The organism is Nocardioides sp. NPDC051685 (assembly GCF_044453405.1).
Taxonomy (GTDB): Bacteria; Actinomycetota; Actinomycetes; order Propionibacteriales; family Nocardioidaceae; genus Nocardioides.
The window spans coordinates 309,258-326,154 of sequence record NZ_JBITCR010000004.1 but is presented as its reverse complement, the minus strand read 5'-3'; the positions used below and the strand labels follow the sequence as shown (position 1 = coordinate 326,154).

General features: G+C 68.8%; 11 protein-coding genes. 2 read left to right on the top strand and 9 right to left on the bottom strand.

Annotated features, from left to right (window positions below; genetic code table 11):
- The 6 genes from ACIA03_RS14295 to ACIA03_RS14270 form a co-directional block, all read right to left on the bottom strand.
- Positions 1-1,131, bottom strand: a complete 1,131-nt coding sequence (locus ACIA03_RS14295; protein ID WP_396983472.1) for a S8/S53 family peptidase — start codon at positions 1,129-1,131, stop codon at positions 1-3.
- The gene (locus ACIA03_RS14290) at positions 1,128-2,543 is read right to left on the bottom strand and encodes a type VII secretion protein EccB (protein ID WP_396983470.1); all 1,416 of its coding nucleotides are present in this window, start codon (positions 2,541-2,543) and stop codon (positions 1,128-1,130) included. The genes ACIA03_RS14295 and ACIA03_RS14290 overlap by 4 nt, the downstream gene beginning before the upstream one ends.
- A complete protein-coding gene (eccD, locus tag ACIA03_RS14285) occupies positions 2,543-3,913 on the bottom strand; it encodes a type VII secretion integral membrane protein EccD (RefSeq protein ID WP_396983468.1) in 1,371 nt (456 codons plus the stop codon). The genes ACIA03_RS14290 and eccD overlap by 1 nt, the downstream gene beginning before the upstream one ends.
- Positions 3,914-4,096: 183 nt before the next feature.
- Positions 4,097-4,390, bottom strand: a complete 294-nt coding sequence (locus ACIA03_RS14280; protein WP_396983466.1) for a WXG100 family type VII secretion target — start codon at positions 4,388-4,390, stop codon at positions 4,097-4,099.
- Between the two features lie 29 nt (positions 4,391-4,419).
- Positions 4,420-4,749, bottom strand: coding sequence for a WXG100 family type VII secretion target (locus ACIA03_RS14275; protein ID WP_008356211.1), 330 nt, complete (start codon positions 4,747-4,749; stop codon positions 4,420-4,422).
- Positions 4,750-4,901: 152 nt separating this feature from the next.
- The gene (locus ACIA03_RS14270; protein ID WP_396983463.1) at positions 4,902-6,275 is read right to left on the bottom strand and encodes a hypothetical protein; all 1,374 of its coding nucleotides are present in this window, start codon (positions 6,273-6,275) and stop codon (positions 4,902-4,904) included.
- A gap of 174 nt (positions 6,276-6,449) precedes the next feature.
- On the opposite strand from ACIA03_RS14270, the gene eccCa reads away from it, so the two are divergent.
- Positions 6,450-10,487, top strand: a complete 4,038-nt coding sequence (gene eccCa / locus ACIA03_RS14265; RefSeq protein WP_396983461.1) for a type VII secretion protein EccCa — start codon at positions 6,450-6,452, stop codon at positions 10,485-10,487.
- Between the two features lie 71 nt (positions 10,488-10,558).
- Here the strand turns inward: eccCa and ACIA03_RS14260 are convergent, their stop codons facing one another.
- The gene (locus tag ACIA03_RS14260; RefSeq protein ID WP_396983459.1) at positions 10,559-12,622 is read right to left on the bottom strand and encodes a protein kinase; all 2,064 of its coding nucleotides are present in this window, start codon (positions 12,620-12,622) and stop codon (positions 10,559-10,561) included.
- 7 nt (positions 12,623-12,629) lie between these two features.
- On the opposite strand from ACIA03_RS14260, the gene ACIA03_RS14255 reads away from it, so the two are divergent.
- Positions 12,630-12,857 carry a hypothetical protein gene (locus ACIA03_RS14255; protein ID WP_396983457.1) on the top strand — a complete coding sequence of 76 codons (228 nt, stop codon included), beginning with the start codon at positions 12,630-12,632 and terminating at the stop codon, positions 12,855-12,857.
- Positions 12,858-12,897: 40 nt separating this feature from the next.
- On the opposite strand, the gene ACIA03_RS14250 is transcribed toward ACIA03_RS14255, so the two are convergent.
- On the bottom strand, positions 12,898-15,108 hold the full coding sequence (locus ACIA03_RS14250) for a protein kinase (RefSeq protein ID WP_396983455.1): 2,211 nt from the start codon (positions 15,106-15,108) through the stop codon (positions 12,898-12,900).
- A gap of 57 nt (positions 15,109-15,165) precedes the next feature.
- On the bottom strand, positions 15,166-16,842 hold the full coding sequence (locus tag ACIA03_RS14245; protein WP_396983453.1) for an ABC transporter substrate-binding protein: 1,677 nt from the start codon (positions 16,840-16,842) through the stop codon (positions 15,166-15,168).
- Positions 16,843-16,897: the final 55 nt, after the last annotated feature.

Sequence of the window (16,897 nt, the reverse complement as noted above, 5' to 3'; positions counted from 1 at the left end):
CTACATCGAGCCCTTGCGGCGCGAGAACAGGGGTCGCAGAACCAGCCCGAGACCCAGCGCGCCGCCGCCACCGATCCCCCACCAGATCGCGTTCTCACGGACACTGGCAAGCGGGTCGACCTTCTCGCGGGCCATCGGGGCTTGCTCGACCTCCGGCGGCTCGGCGGCCTCCTCGACGGCGGGGCGGGTGAGCGCGTCGTAGGCGTTGACCACGCCGGCACCCCAGTAACGGCCGCCCTGGCCCTCGACGCCCGAGGTGGTGCTGTAGAGGCGGTCGATGACCTGACTGGCGCTCCAGCCCGGGTTGGTCGACCAGATCAGCGCGAGCACCGCCGAGACCTCGGCGGAGGCGAAGGACGTCGAGATCGTGTCGACCCAGCACGGCTGGCCGAAGAGCGTCTTCGACGGGGCCCCGTAGGTCGGGGCGGCGACGTCGGTTTTGGAGTTGGGGAGCACCGCGGAGTCCGGGTCCGAGGCCCACGTTCCGGAGGCGCTGACTGTCACCACGGGGTCGTTGGCGTTGGGGAAGACCTTGGGGGCGATGTCCCGGTCCGTCGCGGTGGTGATACCGGACCAGTCCGCTGCCATCACCACGATGGCACCCTTCTTGATGAGCGTGTCGACCGCCGTGTCCAGGCCCGAAGCACCCTGCGCCGCGGGCAGGCCGATGTCGACGATCAGACCCTTGGCGTTGCCCTTGGCCAGCGAGTTGAGCTCGGCCGCCATCCGCTTGGCGTCGACCGTCGACTTCTCCTGGCCGACCTTGAGGACCGGATGGTCGCTGAGCTTCGCCTTGGGCGCGATCTGGGAGATCAGCCCGGCTGCGACGGTGCCGCGATAGTCCTGCGCGCTGCGGCTGTAGCCGGAGTCGACGACCGCGACGCGGATCCCTTGCCCCTGCTTGCTCACCTTCTGCGCCTCGGTGATCCGCATGATCGCGAACGGAGCGACCGTCTCCAGCACCGGCGCCATCTGGGTCTCCGCCTTCTGCGGGGCGCCGCCGCCGAGATTCTTCTCGTACTCCTTACAGAGTGGCCGTTCCTCCGCGGCGTACGCAGGGCTCGGACTACCTAGGAAGGTGAGCCCACCGATGACGGCGGCGAGCGCGATACCGCTACGTAGGGATGTCACTCGGTCGCCACGCACCGGCTCTCCTTTACCTCTCCGGTGGTGGGCGGGCAGAGCGCCAGGTCGGTCGAGAGCGCGGCGCCACGCGGAAGCAGCTGCAGCCAGGTGCCGGGCACGATCGGACCGGAGTCTGGCCCGAGATCGAGTCGGTCGACCGTCAACTTGCCGTCGAGGGTGTTCACCGTGCCGCGGGCATCGATCAGGTAGGGCGTCGCGCTCTTCTTGTCGAGCTTCTCGCCGTTGGCGGCGTACACGAAGGCACCCTTGCCGGGGTCAACTCGGGCTGAGGTGAGGTCGGTGGCCGCGGGAGGTTCCGACGCCCGCCAGGCATCCTCGCCCGGCTCGACGCCAAGGCGCACCGTCGTCTCGTCCTGGGTCTCGAGCTTGGCGCAGACACTGCCGGTGCCGGGCTCGAGCTCGTTGGCCGGCCATGAGGTCTCCGGCTCGTCGCCATTGATTTGCGGACCGCTGTCCAGCGATTGGAGGCTGACCGACTTGCCCGCTGCCTGCATGGCCGTGTCGTACACCTCAGCGGTGAAGTCACTGATGCGGATCCAGCCACTCTCCATCAGCAGGTAGCTCTTCGCGTCGAAGATGCCCCTCGTCCCGATCGGATAGTCCTCGCCGGCCACCGCTTGGCCGAACTTCGAGTAGGCACTTCCGAACGCCTCCGCCCCCAGCGGCGCGCCGGCAGGGAACAGGTTGACCCACGCCTGCGGAACCTTGAGCGTCGGTGGCGCATCCTTGAAGACACGGTCGGCGTATGTCTCCTGATCGCCCTCGATCTTGTAGCTGTAGGCCTGGGTGTAACCCTCATTCGTCCGTGACTCCGCGATGAGGTAGTTGCCCTCTTCGGTCTGCACCATGAAACCGGTGTCCGTGGCAGCCTTCACGTCCGGCTTCGCCGAGATGTTCAGGAACGTGCCGGCTCCGTTGGCGGTGCACGCGGTCCAGCCGCTGTTGATGAAGTCGGACGTGAGCGGCAGCTCCTCGGGGACGTTCGGGCCGGAGAGGCCGATGGTCTCCTTCGGGAACTCCTTGTCGATCTCCTCCTGGTCGATGACCTTGGACCTCTTCTCCAGGTCGAGACCGAGGATGAGCTGGGCGCTGGCCAGGTTGACGACCGGGTGCAGCTCCTTGTCCTTGTCGGGGCCGGTGACGACGTAACGGGCACCGCCCTTGGTCACGATCAGGCCGTCCTCGTCGGCCCAGCCGGTGGCGGCCTTGGGCGAGAGGAAGTGGGCGACGGCGCCGCCCGCGATGAGCAGCACCGCGAGCACGAGGCCACCGAAGACCGAGCGACCCGGCCGGGCCGGCTCCACCTCGCGCCCACCGGGCGCACCGGAGAGGAACGCGGAGACGAGGCGGCGGCGGCTGAAGGCGTGCGCCTCGACGAGGTCCTTCTTGCTGGCCATCAGAAACCAGCCACCGCGGCGCCGAAGAGGCCGGAGGCGAGCACCATCAGCGGCAGCATCGCGAGCAGGCAGATCGTCTCGGCGACGTCGGCGAGCCGACCGCGCCGGATCGAACCGACATCGGGAACGAGCGTCAGCACCAGGAGTACGCCACCCGCGGCCGCCAGCACGACGGCGGTCGTCGGCCGCCACGACTCGTGGTAGACCAGCAGCGCCGAACCGATCGCGAGCAAGCCGGCGATCCCGGAGACGAGGCCGACGAGCACCTCCGAACCCGTCCGGTACTGCCTCGTACGCAGCATCAGCACGACACACGCGGCGAGAGCCAGCAGCGTGCCGAAGAGACCGAGGCGGACCACGAACGGCGCGGTCAGCACGACCAGGACGCCGACGGAGAGGGAGATCGCGACCAGGATCTCGTGGGCGACCTTGGCGTCGACCTTGACCTGGTCCTGGCGGATCTCGTCCGGGTCGAGGTTGATGTCCTCGTCGGAGTAGAGCTGGGGGACGTCGGTCTTGGTCGTGCTCAGCGCGAGCCACGGGAAGAAGCTGCCGGCCAGCACCACGACGACCAGCACGATCCCGAGCACCACACCGGCCTTCCAGCCGGTCGCGCTCAGCAGCAGACCGGCCACCAGGAAGACGCCACCGACGAGCGCCCCGGGCATCGCCAGCATCCGGGCCTCGCCCAGGCCGAGGAAGCCGATCGCGGCGGCGAGCATGGCGCCCGCACCGGCGAAGGCCAGCGGCATGCCGACCTCGCCGCCACCGCCGACCGCGGCCGCGCCGATCAGGAAACCGGCGACCGCACCGTAGACCTCACCGATCCACACCGCGGCGATCGCGGCGTCGTTCTCCGCCTCGAGGCGGGAGAGCACGATCGCGCCGCCGGCGAGGACGACGCCGATCACCGCGGCAGCGACGCCGGCGAGCATCGACGGCGCCTGCGTCCACAGCGCACCGGCGCCGAGGAGCAGCAGCAGCGCGGCAGCGAGCAGTGACGTACGTCGTCCTGCTTCCGGCTTCCAGGGGGCCATCTCGCTCTCGACGACATCGGTCATCGCCTCGACCACGTCGTCGTAGACCCGCGGCGGCTTGTCGTCGATCCCGGCGCTCACGGTGAGCACGCCACCGTCCTCGACACCCTGCGGGATCAGACCGAGGTCGCCGGCGAGCTTGCGGCCGTCGGCGAGCACGACGCGGTAGCCGGCGTACGCCGTCTGCGGGTCGAGCAACCCGACGCTTCGCGCAAGCTCCGGCACGAGCTCCGCCACGGGAACCGAGCCCGGCAGCACCAGATCCATCCGACGTGTGCCGGAGGCGACTGTGACCCGGACCAGCCCAGTGGGCGCCACCTGCGCCTGCGTCATTTCACGAACTCCTCGCGTCGTGCCTGTGCCCGAGACGAACCGACCGAATGTCCCGAGAATTACGCCGTACCATCGCCCGCGGCATCAACCGGCGAGCATCAGCGCTGACTTTGCCATAAATCCAACGACGAGGGGACCGGTGCCCCGCACCGGTCCCCTCGTGTTGCCTGTGTGCTGAAGAACTCAGCCGCCGAAGCCGCCGGCACCGCGCATGTCAGCGTCGTGCATCTGCGCCTGCGACTCGTTGACGAACTTGCTGCTGCGGTCAAGCGCGGCACCCAGCTCACGGATGGTCCCGTTCCACTTGGCCTGCGCCTGGTTGTAGGCGTTGGCCGCCTCACCGGTGAAGTTCTCCTGGAGGTTCAGGATGTACCTCTCGAGCTCGTCGAGGGCGCCGTCCATCTCCCTCACGCCCTTGATCAGCACGTCCACGATGGAGCCCATGGCTCCGTGGTTAACGACAATCTCTTCGCCCATGACAGTTCCTTTTCAGTCCGTTGCGTTGATCAGAACGAGTACTTGGTGCCCTCGACCTGGCTGCTGATGGCGCTGGTCTGCCCCGCGACATCCTGGTCGGCGTCGGACCCCAGCTGGCGGGCCTTGGTGAGACCGGCGGTGAGCTGGTCGAGGGCCGTGGTGATCTCGCGGGCCTTCTCGTTGTAGGTGTTCATGAGCTGCTGGAACGCGTTGCCGCCAGCGCCCTTCCACCCGGAGGACCCAGCCGACTGAGCCTCGGAGACCGTGCGGGAGTTGATGTTCTCCAGCTTGGCCTTCGTCTCCTCGATGAACTTGACGGCGGACTCGATCGCCTGCCCTTGCTTGATCTCACTGCTCATGGTGCTGTCCTTCCACCGGCGGAACCGGTCCCTAGGTCGATACCTGTTGGAGCCCGGCTCCCGATGGGCTCCCCCGAGGTCCGGACAATGTGTTCTTACCCCGTCTCCGGAGTTCTAAACACAAATCTCTGAACTTTTTTCAGCCCTGCTGTCTAACCGCTGAAACCCGATTCCCACAGGTGTCTGAAGAACCCCGAGGAAACCACGAACGAAGCGATCACGGCGGCGCCGCACAGCGACTCGGCCCAATCGGCCCGAGCCGCCCACTTCGCCGATCGCCAGCCCCGGCCGGTCGCGATCGCCGCGATGATCACGGCGAACCCGATCACCACGACAGCCAGACCGAACCAGGAGACCAGCTCCGGGTCAGCCCACCCTACGAAGGCACGGACCCCGACCGCCAGCGCAATAACCCCGGCCACCCGCAGTACGCCGCGGGGCAGCCAGTAGCGGTAGCTGCGTGCCGACAGCAGGATCACGAAGGCACCGGCCAGCATGATCAACCAGCCACCGACCCGGTCCACGTCGGCGGTCGCGGTCGCCACCAGCGCCGGCCCGCTGATCACGACCACGCCGAGGATCGCCCAGGAGGCGGCTGCCAGCGTGCGGGCCCCGCGCTCGGCCACCTCGGTGACCTCGTCGAACGGGACGGTCGCCTTGCCGGACGTGGTCTTGGCGCGTGCCGACCAGGCGGTCACCGACAGCTTCGAGACGTCGAGGAGATAGGAGTCAGGCACGTCCACGGCGTACGACGGGACGATCCGAGCCGCGAGAGCGGCCGCGGCGAACAGGATCGACCACGGCACCTGCGGCGAGGTGCCGAGCAGCGCGCAGAGCGCGGTCACGACGAAGACCGAGACACCGGTCAGGGTCCAGACCTTGAGGGCGGCATCGACGGTGTCGACCAGCGAACGCGAGACGGTCGCGATGACCGCGCCGCTCAGTCCGGCCACGCCGACCGCCAGAGGCAGCGTCTCCGGTTCGGGGGTGACGGTGATGACGAACGCGGCGCCCGCGGCGAACGCCGGGGCCGCGATCGCCCGGCGGGCGGCGTACGGCCCGGCGGGGATGATCCCGACCAGAGCGCCGAGGCCGAGCAGCCCGGCGATCGCCAACCGCTGCCAGCCGTCGGCCTGGGCGCCGAATCCGGAGGCCGCAACCGCCAGCAGGGTGGCCAGGCCGACCCAGTAGAACGAGAAGCTGCCTGCCCGGACCGCGGCGACCGTCTCGACGACCTCACGTCGCGCGTAGGCCTGGGTGGGCGGCGAGTCGGCCGCGAGCAGGGCACCCGAGGTGATGCCGCGCGAGGCGAGCGAGGCATCCGGCTGGATTGTCTCGCCACGCCGGTCGCGCAGCACCGGCGCGGCGGGCAGACCTACCGCGGTGGCGTACTCCCGCGCCAGGTCCGAGGCGTGGGCATCGGACGGAACGACGATGTCGACCACTCCGGCGGTGCCGTGGACCGTGATCGCCAGGCCGCCTGCTGCGAGCGCCGGCTGAACGGCATCGGCCGTCTGAGTGGGCATGACACCTCCCGGATGCGTGATGACCCTGTGACAGAGTTCCACATCGGAAGCTCCACCGCCCGTTTTACCCGACCGGCACGGTTAAGGGTAGTAGCCGGGGTGCGAGCACTCTAAGATCCAGACCACCCGCGGCATCCGGGCCCGCGGGGCACTGAACCAGTCTCAGGGGGACACGTGACTATCGCTGCGACAGCCGGCGGTACCCGCACGGAGGAGCCGGAGGTCCCCGAGGGGGAGCTCGCACTCAACGCTCCGCCGGCTATCGAAGAGGGCGAGGGTGTCGGCGGCGTTCTCATGAACGCCATCCCGATGCTCGGCAGTCTCGGTTCGATCGTGCTGGTCGCCACGATGCAGCCCGCGGGCGGCACCGGTGGCGGTGCTCCGATCCAGAAGTACCTTGCCGCGGGCATGTTCCTCTTCGCGACCCTCGGCTTCATCTTCGTGCAGATCGACCGCCAGCGGAAACAGAAGCAGAAGCAGGTCGGCGGGCAGCGCACCGACTACCTGCGCTACCTGGCCGGTATCCGGCAGTCGGCACGCAGGGCCGGTGAGCAGCAGCGCAAGGCGCTGACCTGGCACTACCCCGCGCCGTCCTCGTTGCCGGCGATCGCCGAGGAGCGCAGCCGGCTGTGGGAGCGCTCGAACACCCACAAGCGCTATCTCGACGTCCGCTACGGCGTCGCGCACCAACCTCTGGCCCTCACCTTGGTCCCGCCCCAACAGACCCCGATCGACCAGGTCGACCCGGCCTCGGCGAGCGCGCTGCACCGGCTGCTGACCGTCCACCGGGTCCAGCCCGACCTGCCGGCCGCGACCAACCTGCGCGGGTTCGACAAGATGGAGATCTGCGGCAACGAGGACCAGGCCCGAGCGCTCGCCCGCGCTCTGATCTGCGGGATGACCGCCTTCCACTCCCCGGAGCAGCTGATCGTCGCCGTGCTCACCTCCGAGCGCAACCTCGCCGAGTGGGACTGGGTCAAGTGGCTGCCTCACGCCCAGAGCGGGCGCGAGGTCGACGCCGTCGGGCCGCGCCGCATGGTGGTCACCAACATCAACGACCTCGCCGCGCTCCTCCCGACCGAGGTCGGCGAGCGCGCCCGCTGGGGCACCGACGACCGGATCCCCTCGCCCCAGGTCGTGGTCATCGTCGACGGCGGCTCCGTCCCGCCGGGCAACCACGTGCTCCCCGACGACGGCATCCAGGGCGTCACCGTCATCGACCTGCCGACCCACTGGGACGAGCTCTTCGACTCCAGCCGCGTGCGGTTCCTGATCGACGACGAGGAGCCCGACGAGAACAACACGGTCGCCGGCTACCAGGTCCGCGTACGCATGGACCCGGTCCGCCTGCGCGTCGACCAGATGAGCATGGCCGACGCCGAGGCCTACGCCCGTCGCCTGACCGCGCTCTACACCGTCGCTCCGGAAGGCTCCGACGCGGCCGCCGAGACCCCGCAGGACACCGAGATCGCGGCCCCGAAGGACTACATGGCGCTGCTCGGTCTGGGCGACGTACGCTCCTTCGACCCGGACGTCGCCTGGCGTCCCCGCGCCAACCGCGACCGGCTGCGCGTGCCGGTCGGTGTCGGTGAGGCCGGCCAGCAGATCTACATGGACATCAAGGAGTCGGCCCAGCAGGGTATGGGGCCGCACGGCCTCGTCATCGGCGCCACCGGTTCCGGTAAGTCGGAGTTCCTCCGCACCCTCGTCCTCGGTCTGGTGCTCACCCACCCGCCGGAGGTCCTCAACCTGGTGCTGGTCGACTTCAAGGGTGGTGCGACCTTCGCCGGGATGGCGGGCATGCCGCACGTCTCCGCGGTGATCACCAACCTCGAGGGCGAGCTCACCCTGGTCGACCGTATGCAGGACGCGCTCTCCGGTGAGATGACCCGTCGCCAGGAGCTCCTGCGCGAAGCCGGCAACTTCTCCTCCCTGAAGGACTACGAGAAGGCCCGTACGCAGGACCCGTCGATGGATCCGCTGCCGTCGCTGTTCATCGTGGTCGACGAGTTCTCCGAGATGCTCTCGGCCAAGCCCGAGTTCATCGACCTGTTCGTCGCGATCGGTCGTCTGGGCCGATCCCTCGGCATCCACCTGCTGCTCGCCTCGCAGCGCCTCGAGGAGGGCCGCCTGCGCGGTCTCGACTCGCACCTCTCCTACCGCGTCGGTCTACGCACGTTCTCCGCGCAGGAGTCGCGGACCGTGCTCGGTGTGCCGGATGCCTACGAGCTCCCGGCGGTCCCCGGTCTCGGCTACCTGAAGCCCGACCCGACCAACATGCAGCGGTTCCGGGCGGCGTACGTCTCCGGGCCGCCGGCCGCGGGGTCGCGGATCCGCCGCGACGAGGGCGGCAAGCTGCAGGGCATCTTCCCGTTCTCGATCGCCGAGGTGAAGCAGCTCGCGGCGCCGGTCGAGGAGGAAGAGCGTCCGGCCACCCCGGTCGTGGGCGCGGACGGCGTCGAGAAGTCGATGCTCGACATCGCGGTCGACCGGATGACCGGCCACGGCACCCCGGCCCACCAGGTCTGGCTGCCGCCGCTCGACATCCCCGACACGCTCGACTCGCTGATGCCCGACCTGACCACCTCGGCCGAGCTCGGCCTGCACTCGCCGGCCTGGAAGCGGCTCGGTGGACTGGTCGTGCCGCTCGGCATCGTCGACAAGCCGCGCGAGCAGCTGCGGGACACGCTCACCGTCGACCTGCGCGGCGCCGCGGGTCACGTCGCGGTCATCGGTGCTCCGCGCACCGGCAAGTCGACCACGCTGCGCACGATCGTCACCTCGATGTCGCTGACCATGACGCCACAAGAAGTGCAGTTCTTCGTGCTCGACTTCGGTGGCGGCACGTTCGCGCCGCTGGCCAAGCTCCCCCACGTCTCCGGTGTCGGCACCCGTTCCGAGCCGGACGTCGTACGCCGGGTGCTGGCCGAGATCTCCGGCATCATCGACCGCCGCGAGGCCTACTTCCGAGCGCAGGGCATCGACTCGATCGAGACCTATCGCACCCGCCGCGCCCGCGGCCAGGCCGACGACGGATGGGGCGACGTCTTCCTCGTCATCGACGGGTGGGGCACGCTGCGCGCCGACTTCGACGACCTCGAGTACGCGATCCAGGAGATCGCTCCGCGCGGCCTGACCTTCGGTGTGCACATCGTCGCGGCGGCGGGCCGCTGGGCCGAGTTCCGCTCCTCGATGCGCGACGTCTTCGGCACCAAGCTCGAGCTGCGTCTCGGTGACCCGATGGACTCCGAGCTCGACCGCAAGCTGGCCGCCCTGGTGCCGACCGGACGCCCGGGTCGAGGCATCGTGAAGGAGAAGCTCCACTTCCTCAGCGCGCTGCCTCGGATGGACGGCGACGGCTCCGCGGCGACGCTGGGCGACGGTGTCGACGATCTGATCTCCCGGGTCTCGGCCGCCTGGCAGGGTCCCAGCGGCCCGAAGCTGCGGCTGCTGCCGGAGAAGATCACGATCGAGCGGATCCGCGAGCAGGCCGGTGTCACCGACGAGCAGCCCGGCAAGCGCATCCTTCTGGGCATCAACGAGAAGGAGCTGGCCCCGGTCGGTCTCAACCCCGACACCGAGCCGCACCTGCTCGTCTTCGGTGACGGTCAGTCCGGCAAGTCCACCCTGCTTCGCAACATCGCCCGCGAGATCATGCGGACGCATTCGCCGAAGGAGGCCCAGATCGCAGTGGTCGACTACCGGCGATCGATGCTCGGCGAGATCCCGGACGACTACCTGGTCAGCTACCTCACCTCGGCGACCCAGGCGACACCGGCGCTGAGCGATCTGGCCGACTACCTGTCGAAGCGGATCCCGGGCCCCGATGTCACGCCCGAGCAGCTGCGCAACCGGTCCTGGTGGACGGGTGCGGACCTGTTCCTGCTGGTCGACGACTACGACCTGGTCTCGACCCAGCAGGGCTCGCCGGTCTCTCCTCTGCAGCCGTTGATGGCGCAGGCACGCGACGTCGGCCTGCACGTGATCATCGCCCGCCGCTCGGGTGGAGCCTCGCGGTCGCTCTACGAGTCGGTCATCCAGTCGATGCGCGACCTGGCCATGCCCGGCCTGCTACTCTCCGGCAACCCTGACGAGGGCCCGCTCATCGGCAACATGAAGCCTGTCCCGACGGTTCCGGGTCGTGGCCGCCTGGTCACGCGCGATCGCGGTGTCGAGGTCGTCCAGCTGGGGTGGAGCGAGGCTTCGGTGTAGCCCGTCATGACCGATGGAACGGCCCGCGACCTGATCCAGGTCGCGGGCCGTTCCTTGTCCTCGCCGCCGATCTAGAGCGTTCCCGTGCCGTTGTTGTTGGAGGCCTTACGCAACGGAGGGTGGGTCTGGAACTGGTCGGCGCCGGGCATCTCCCACGTCTCGGCAGTGAACGCGTCCTTGCCGGAGATCAGGACCGACGCCTTGTTGAGGTACTTGTAGTCCCCGTCGCGAGAGCGCAACGGGTTGACCAGGTCGTCCTTGCCGTCACCGTTGACGTCGGCCGCCGCGGGGATCTGCGATCCGCTGACCGTGTCGTCGTTCTTGACCGGGTCGTCGATGTCCCATGACGGCTCGTGGACGAACTTCGTGCCCTTGGCGTCGTAGGAGTAGACCCGGAGAGCCCATTTCTGGTCCACGATCTCCTGGGTGATCAGCTCGTCCTTCCCGTCACCGGTGACGTCGGCGATGATCGCCGACCCCGCGGACCGGTCACCGTCGGGTCCGGGCACCTCGAGCTCGGTCTTGGTGAGCTTCGAGCCGTTGCTCATCAGCAGGACGGCTGCTGCTGGCGAGGCCTCCCTCGCGCCCATGACGATGTCGGCCCGCTTGTCGCCGTCGAAGTCACCGACATCGAAGCTGACGTCGAACGTGGTGCCCTTCCAGGGACCGGTGTACCAGTCGGCGCTCTTGGCCCAGGTGTTGTCGGCCTTGCTTCGCATGACCGTGACATGGAACTGGAGATCCTTGAGCTTGCCGAGCTGGTCGTCGTCCGCGGGCAGCTTGGTGCCGTTGCCGACAGAGATCATGCCGATGTCGTCGCGTCCGTCGCCGTTGAAGTCGGCGCAGAACATCGCCAGGCGCTTGCCCGAGGCGGGCACCTGGATGGAACCGTCGGGCTGATCCTTGGCGTTGGACTCGACGCTGAACGTCGACCCGACGCCGGACAGCTGGACCACGTCGACGCGCCCATCGGCATCCAGGTCACCGAGCAGGTTGCCGAACCTGAGGTTCTTGCCGGTGCCGGTCTTGAAGCCCTTGCCCGTCGAGGCGAACAGGGTGGCGGCGTTGCCGTCCCAGTTGTAGTTGACGTCGCCGAACGGCGCACCGAGAACCAGGTCGCCCAGCCGGTCTCCGGTGATGTCGCCGCGTACGGCCGGCTTCGGCTTCGCCGGAGTGTTCTCCGTGGTCGTGAGCGTGATCCCGAGCGCGGCGCCACCGGCGACGAGGACCGCCGCGGCCGCCCCGGCAGCAACCCACCACTTGGTCTTTGCGCGCTTGAGCGTGACGGTGGCGCCGGAGGCGAACCCCATCTGGCGTCCCGCCATGGCCGCGAACCGGTCCCGGATCCGCACGGCGTCGCTGGACCGTTGAGCCGGGTCCTTCATGAGCAGGCCGCCCTGGCCGGAGAGCAGGTCGTTCGCCTGGAGCGTGAAGTCATCGCGTCCGGGCAGCGTGGGAATCGGCTGAGAGCTGTGGGCCATCGCCGTCTCGACGTCGTTCGCGCCGGTGAAGGGCACCTCGCCGGTGACCAGCTCGTAGAAGAGGCAACCCAACGAGTAGAGATCGCTCGCCGGGCTGGCCGGCGCACCCATCGCACGCTCGGGCGCCAGGTAGTCCCAGGCACCCGAGTGGAGGCCGGGCCGGGCCGTCGCGGAGTCGTCGGCGCGTGCCGCCGCGAAGTCGGAGAGGTAGGCGTACGGCGGGCTGTTGCCGTCACGCAGCAGGATGTTCGACGGCTTCACGTCGCTGTGCACGACGCCGACCTCCGGCGAGTGGATCGCGGCCAGGCCATCCGCGATCTGGGCACAGATATCGGCGGCCACCGGCCCGGGGAGCCGGCCATGAGCCTTCAGCAGCGAGCCCAGATCGCCGCCGTCGGCGTACTGCGAGACCAGATAGGGCGCGCCGTCGTTGGTCCGGCCGTTGGTGTAGACGCCCATGATGTGCGGAGAGTCGAGCTTGGCCATCAGCGTGGCCTGCTTGTCGAACCTGGACACGAACTCGGGGTCTCGGGCGCTCCGCCCGAGGAGCACCTTGATCGCGACCGCTCGGTTGAGGCGGGTGTCGGTGGCCCGGTAGACGACCGCGTGGTCGTTGGACGCCACCTGCTGATCGAGCCGGTAGGGCCCGATCATCCCGGGGGTGTCCCCGGGCGCAGAGGATGGCGCTGAGGACGGCGCCGGTGCGGGCGGAGGCGGTGGCGGCGGCGCGGGCCACCCCGGCGCCTGGGTCGGCGGCGGGGGTGGCGTCTGCGTCAGCGGCGGTGGTGGGGGTGGAGGCGTACCGGTGGGGCCGCTGGGTCGAGCGATCCGGGGCCGGATCGTCGTCTTGTCAGGGTCGTCGACGGCCGGACGCTCGAAGGAGGGCTGAGGCGCGCGTGGGGTGTTGTCAGGGATTCCGGTGGAATCGCTCATCCGATGGTTCCTCCCATGAGGTTGTATCGACGTACGTCATCGGGCGACGACTTCCACGTCGCCAGCTCGTGGCCCTGGAACGAGCCCTCCTTCGCCGCCAGGGCCACGTAGAACGCGTACGGACTGTCCTTGGTGTCCTGGGAGACCGCGATGACGTCGGTCAGCCCGTCCCCGTTCACGTCGGCCAGGGTCACGGGATACCTGCTGGTGGTCTCGAGGGTGTTGCGGGGCTTGTGGAGCTTCCCGCGGGTGGCGAGCGAGAGCTCGGCCAGGTCGTCGCTGAAGGTTCCGACCGTGATCGTCTGGCCCTCGCCTCGGCCGGACTCGGCGGCGACGATCTCGTCCCGACCGTCGCCGTTGACGTCACCAGCGACGAAGGAACTGATCCCCTTGTGCTTGAAGGGGAACGACTTGGCTGCGGCAACGCCGGCGCCGTCTCCCTGGTAGAGGTCCAGCTCCGAGGTTCCACTCGTGAGCGTCTTGTCCTCGGGCTCCCCTGCGGCTCGGTTCAGCACCACCAGGTCGGCCTTCTCGTCACCGGTGAACTCACCCACCACGACCTGCTCCCGCTCTTCAGCCGGATAGGCCGCGAACCGCGTCGGCTCCGCGAACCCTGACCCGGTGCCGCGATAGACCCAGATGGCGCCGTCCCCGACCGTTCTGCCCTGCTTGTCGAGGGCAGGGTCCGGGTTGCCGAAGCTCGTGGCCATGAACAGGTCGGCGACACCGTCACCGTCGAAGTCGTCGGCACCCAGGTCGTAGTAGAACGACGACCCGGCCATCTTCTTGCCCTGCTCGACGACCCCCGCAGGCGCCTTGAGGGATCCCTCCAGATCGCCGTGGAAGTTGAAGCCCTTCTCGCTGCGTACGAAGGTGATGAACGAGTTCTTCCCGTCGCCGGTGAAGTCGGCGCAGAGCGGATAGACCTCGTTGCCGTCGTTGTCCTCCGCGAGCGCCGGGTCGTCGTACGTCGCGGGCTTCGACGGGGTCAGCGAGCGGCCGTCCGACTTCCAGGTGACCACGTCGACACCCTTGCCGTCGGGGTTCTGGACGTTGGTGACCACATCGCCGAACTTGTCTCCGTTCACGTCCGCGTACGCAGCGCCCTTGACGGTCGGCACGATGGGCTCGGGCCCGTCCTCGACCCAGGGCTGGGTGATCGCCAGGGCTCCACCGACCCCCAGGGCGGCCACGCCGACCATCGCCGCACCGACCCGGAGCGGGGTGATCTTGGAGGGCCGGGCCTGCTCCTCGATCAGGATGGCCTCGGCCTCGGTGGGCGGCCTGATGGCGGAGACGAGGATGGGCATCGGATTCGGGTCCGTCATCGACGGCGCCGGCCGGAGCTGAGGCGGAGAGGTGATCTCCCGGAGCTTCAGCAGGTCGTCCTTGAAGACCGCCGCGCTCTGGTAGCGACTCCGCGGATCCTTCGCCATCGAGAGCTGCAGGATCCGGTTCGCCGTCCGGGTCCACTCGTCATCGCCGACGAACTGCGGGATCGGCGCGCTCTGGTGGGCCATCGCGACCTGCACGGCTGCGCCGGAGTAGGGGATCTTGCCGGTCAACGTGAACCAGAGCATGCAGCCGGCGGCGTAGATGTCGCGCGACGGTGCCGGCTGGATCGGCCGGCCCTGCGCGTCGCGCTCGTCGCGGATGTATTCGGGCGCCAGGTAGTTCCAGGTGCCGGTGATCCCTCCGGCAGGCGAGTCCGACGAGGAGGTCGCGATCCCGAAGTCGCACAGGAACGCGAACGGATCGAGCGGGCTCTCCGGGTTGCGGACGAGCACGTTCGACGGCTTCACGTCCTGGTGGATGATCCCGACCTGGTGGGCGTCGTGGAGCGCCCCCGCCACCTGGGCGTTCACCAGACACGCCAGGTGTGGCGCCAACGGTCCCTTCGAACGTACGAGTCCGGTCACGTCGCCACCCTTGATGAACTGGGTGACGATGAAGGGGCTGCCCTGCTGCTCGCCGATGTCGTAGATCGCGATGATGTGGGGCGACCTGATCTGCGCGAGGGTCTGCCCCTCGCGGATGAACATGTCGATGAACTGTCGGTCGGCGAGGTGGGCATGCACCATCTTCAAGGCCACCTGGCGCTCGAGTCGGGTGTCGAAGGCGTCATAGACCACGCCCATCCCACCCTCGCCGAGAATGCGATCCAGGCGGTAGTGGCCGAACACTGCCCCGGGATGAAGCGTCGTCATGCCCGCACCCTATTCAAGGGGTGCCGAACCCAACCACTCAAAACTTCGAAAAGTCGTCTACTTCTTGGTGGGCGACCACTCGACGACGGTCGAGACGAGCGGCGCGACCTGTCCCGACCGAGGGCGTACGCTGTCGACCTTCTTGTCGATCACCGTCACGGTCGGGTTCATCACGATCGGCACCACGATCGAGTCCCTGACCAGGGACTTCTCGATCTCGACACGTACGTCGCGGGCCTCGTAGGGGTCGGCGGTGCGAGCCAGCTCGCTGATGAGGCGGTCGCGTTCACGGTCGCCACCGCCGGTCGCGTTCAGGCTGCCCTTGGTGCCCCACTGTGCCGAGATCTCCTCCGGCGTCTGCGGGATCGGGATCCGGGCGAGGACGGCGTCCCACCTGCTGCCGGAGAGCACCTTGTCGGCCGAGGACACGCCACAGTCGGCGGTGGACCAGCCCTCGTCGTCGACGGCGTTCGCGATGGTGTCGTAGGCGCCCGAGGCGAACGCGCTCGACTTGTCGTAGGAGATGCACACCCGGGCGCCACGCGGAGCCTTCGCGTCCTCGGAGGCTCCGAACTTCGTGTTGAACCCGGAGTCCTCGGTCGCGATCTGGTAGCCCTCGCCACCCGGCGGGAACAGGACGACGTCGGTGGCTTCGTACGCCTCGGCCCAGTCGCCCGCGCCGCCCTCGGAGATGTCGCCACGGGGCACCGCCCGCAGATAGGACGTGCGGGTCTCCTTGCGCTTGAACACGCCACGGTCGGTGCGGAGGGTCAACGCCCACATGGTGCCGTCGTTGGCGGTCGCGACACCGTAGTCGCGGCGCTCGAGGTCGCGCACCTGCTTCCGGTTGCCCTTGGTCGGCGCAACCTGGACGACGTCGACCTTCTCCCCGAGGCTGTCCAGCGCGTCGGCGCCCGCCGGGGTGAGGCGTACCTGCTCGTAGGTCGGCTTGGCCTCACCCGCGTATTCGGGGTTGGCCTCGAGGTCGACCTCCTGGCCGCCTTCTGCGGTCGAGATCTTCGAGATCTTGTAGGGCCCGCTGGAGAGCAGCGCGGCCTCGGACGCCTTGCCGTCCTCGGCGACCGCGAAGATCGACTTCCAGGCCTCCGCGATCTTGGTCAGCTTCGCGGTGTCGGACTCCTCGATGGCGTTCTCGACCGCGACCTTGGCCTCGATGGGGTCCTCGATCTTCAGCGCCTTCTGGCCGACCACGTGCGCCGGGACGGCGACGTTGAGTGCCGTCTGCCAGTCGACGACCGGAACGACGAGCGGAACCTCGATGGCCCGCGCGCCCTCGTCGATCTCCGGAATATAGGCACTCTTGGTGAGCCCGGTCGTCACGCCGCCGAAGTCGACCGTGCCGTCGGAGCTGCCCTCCTTCGGATTGCTGAAGTAACCCGAGCTCGCCGCCCAGCCGAGCATGAGGTCGGCGGTGTCGATCGGCACCCCGTCGGACCAGGTGGGCTTGGCCAGGTCAAAGCGCACCCGGGGCTGCTTGTCGTCGCCCTCCATGGTGACCTTGCCGAAGGTCTCGTCCATCTCCACGGTGTCGTCGACCAGGGTGCCGAAGGCCCCACGGGTCACCGAGGCGATGTCGAGGTTGCCGTCGGTCACGCTCGCCGCGTTCGCCGGGTTGGTGCTGGTCAGGGACCCCGTCCACGCGACGGTGACCTCCGTCCCCTCCTCCACCGACGCGGGCAGATCACCCGAGCAGGCGGTGGCAACGAGCGCCATACTGGCAACGGAAACGAGCCCTATGCGACGACGTGCCCCAGGATGCACCTTCAAG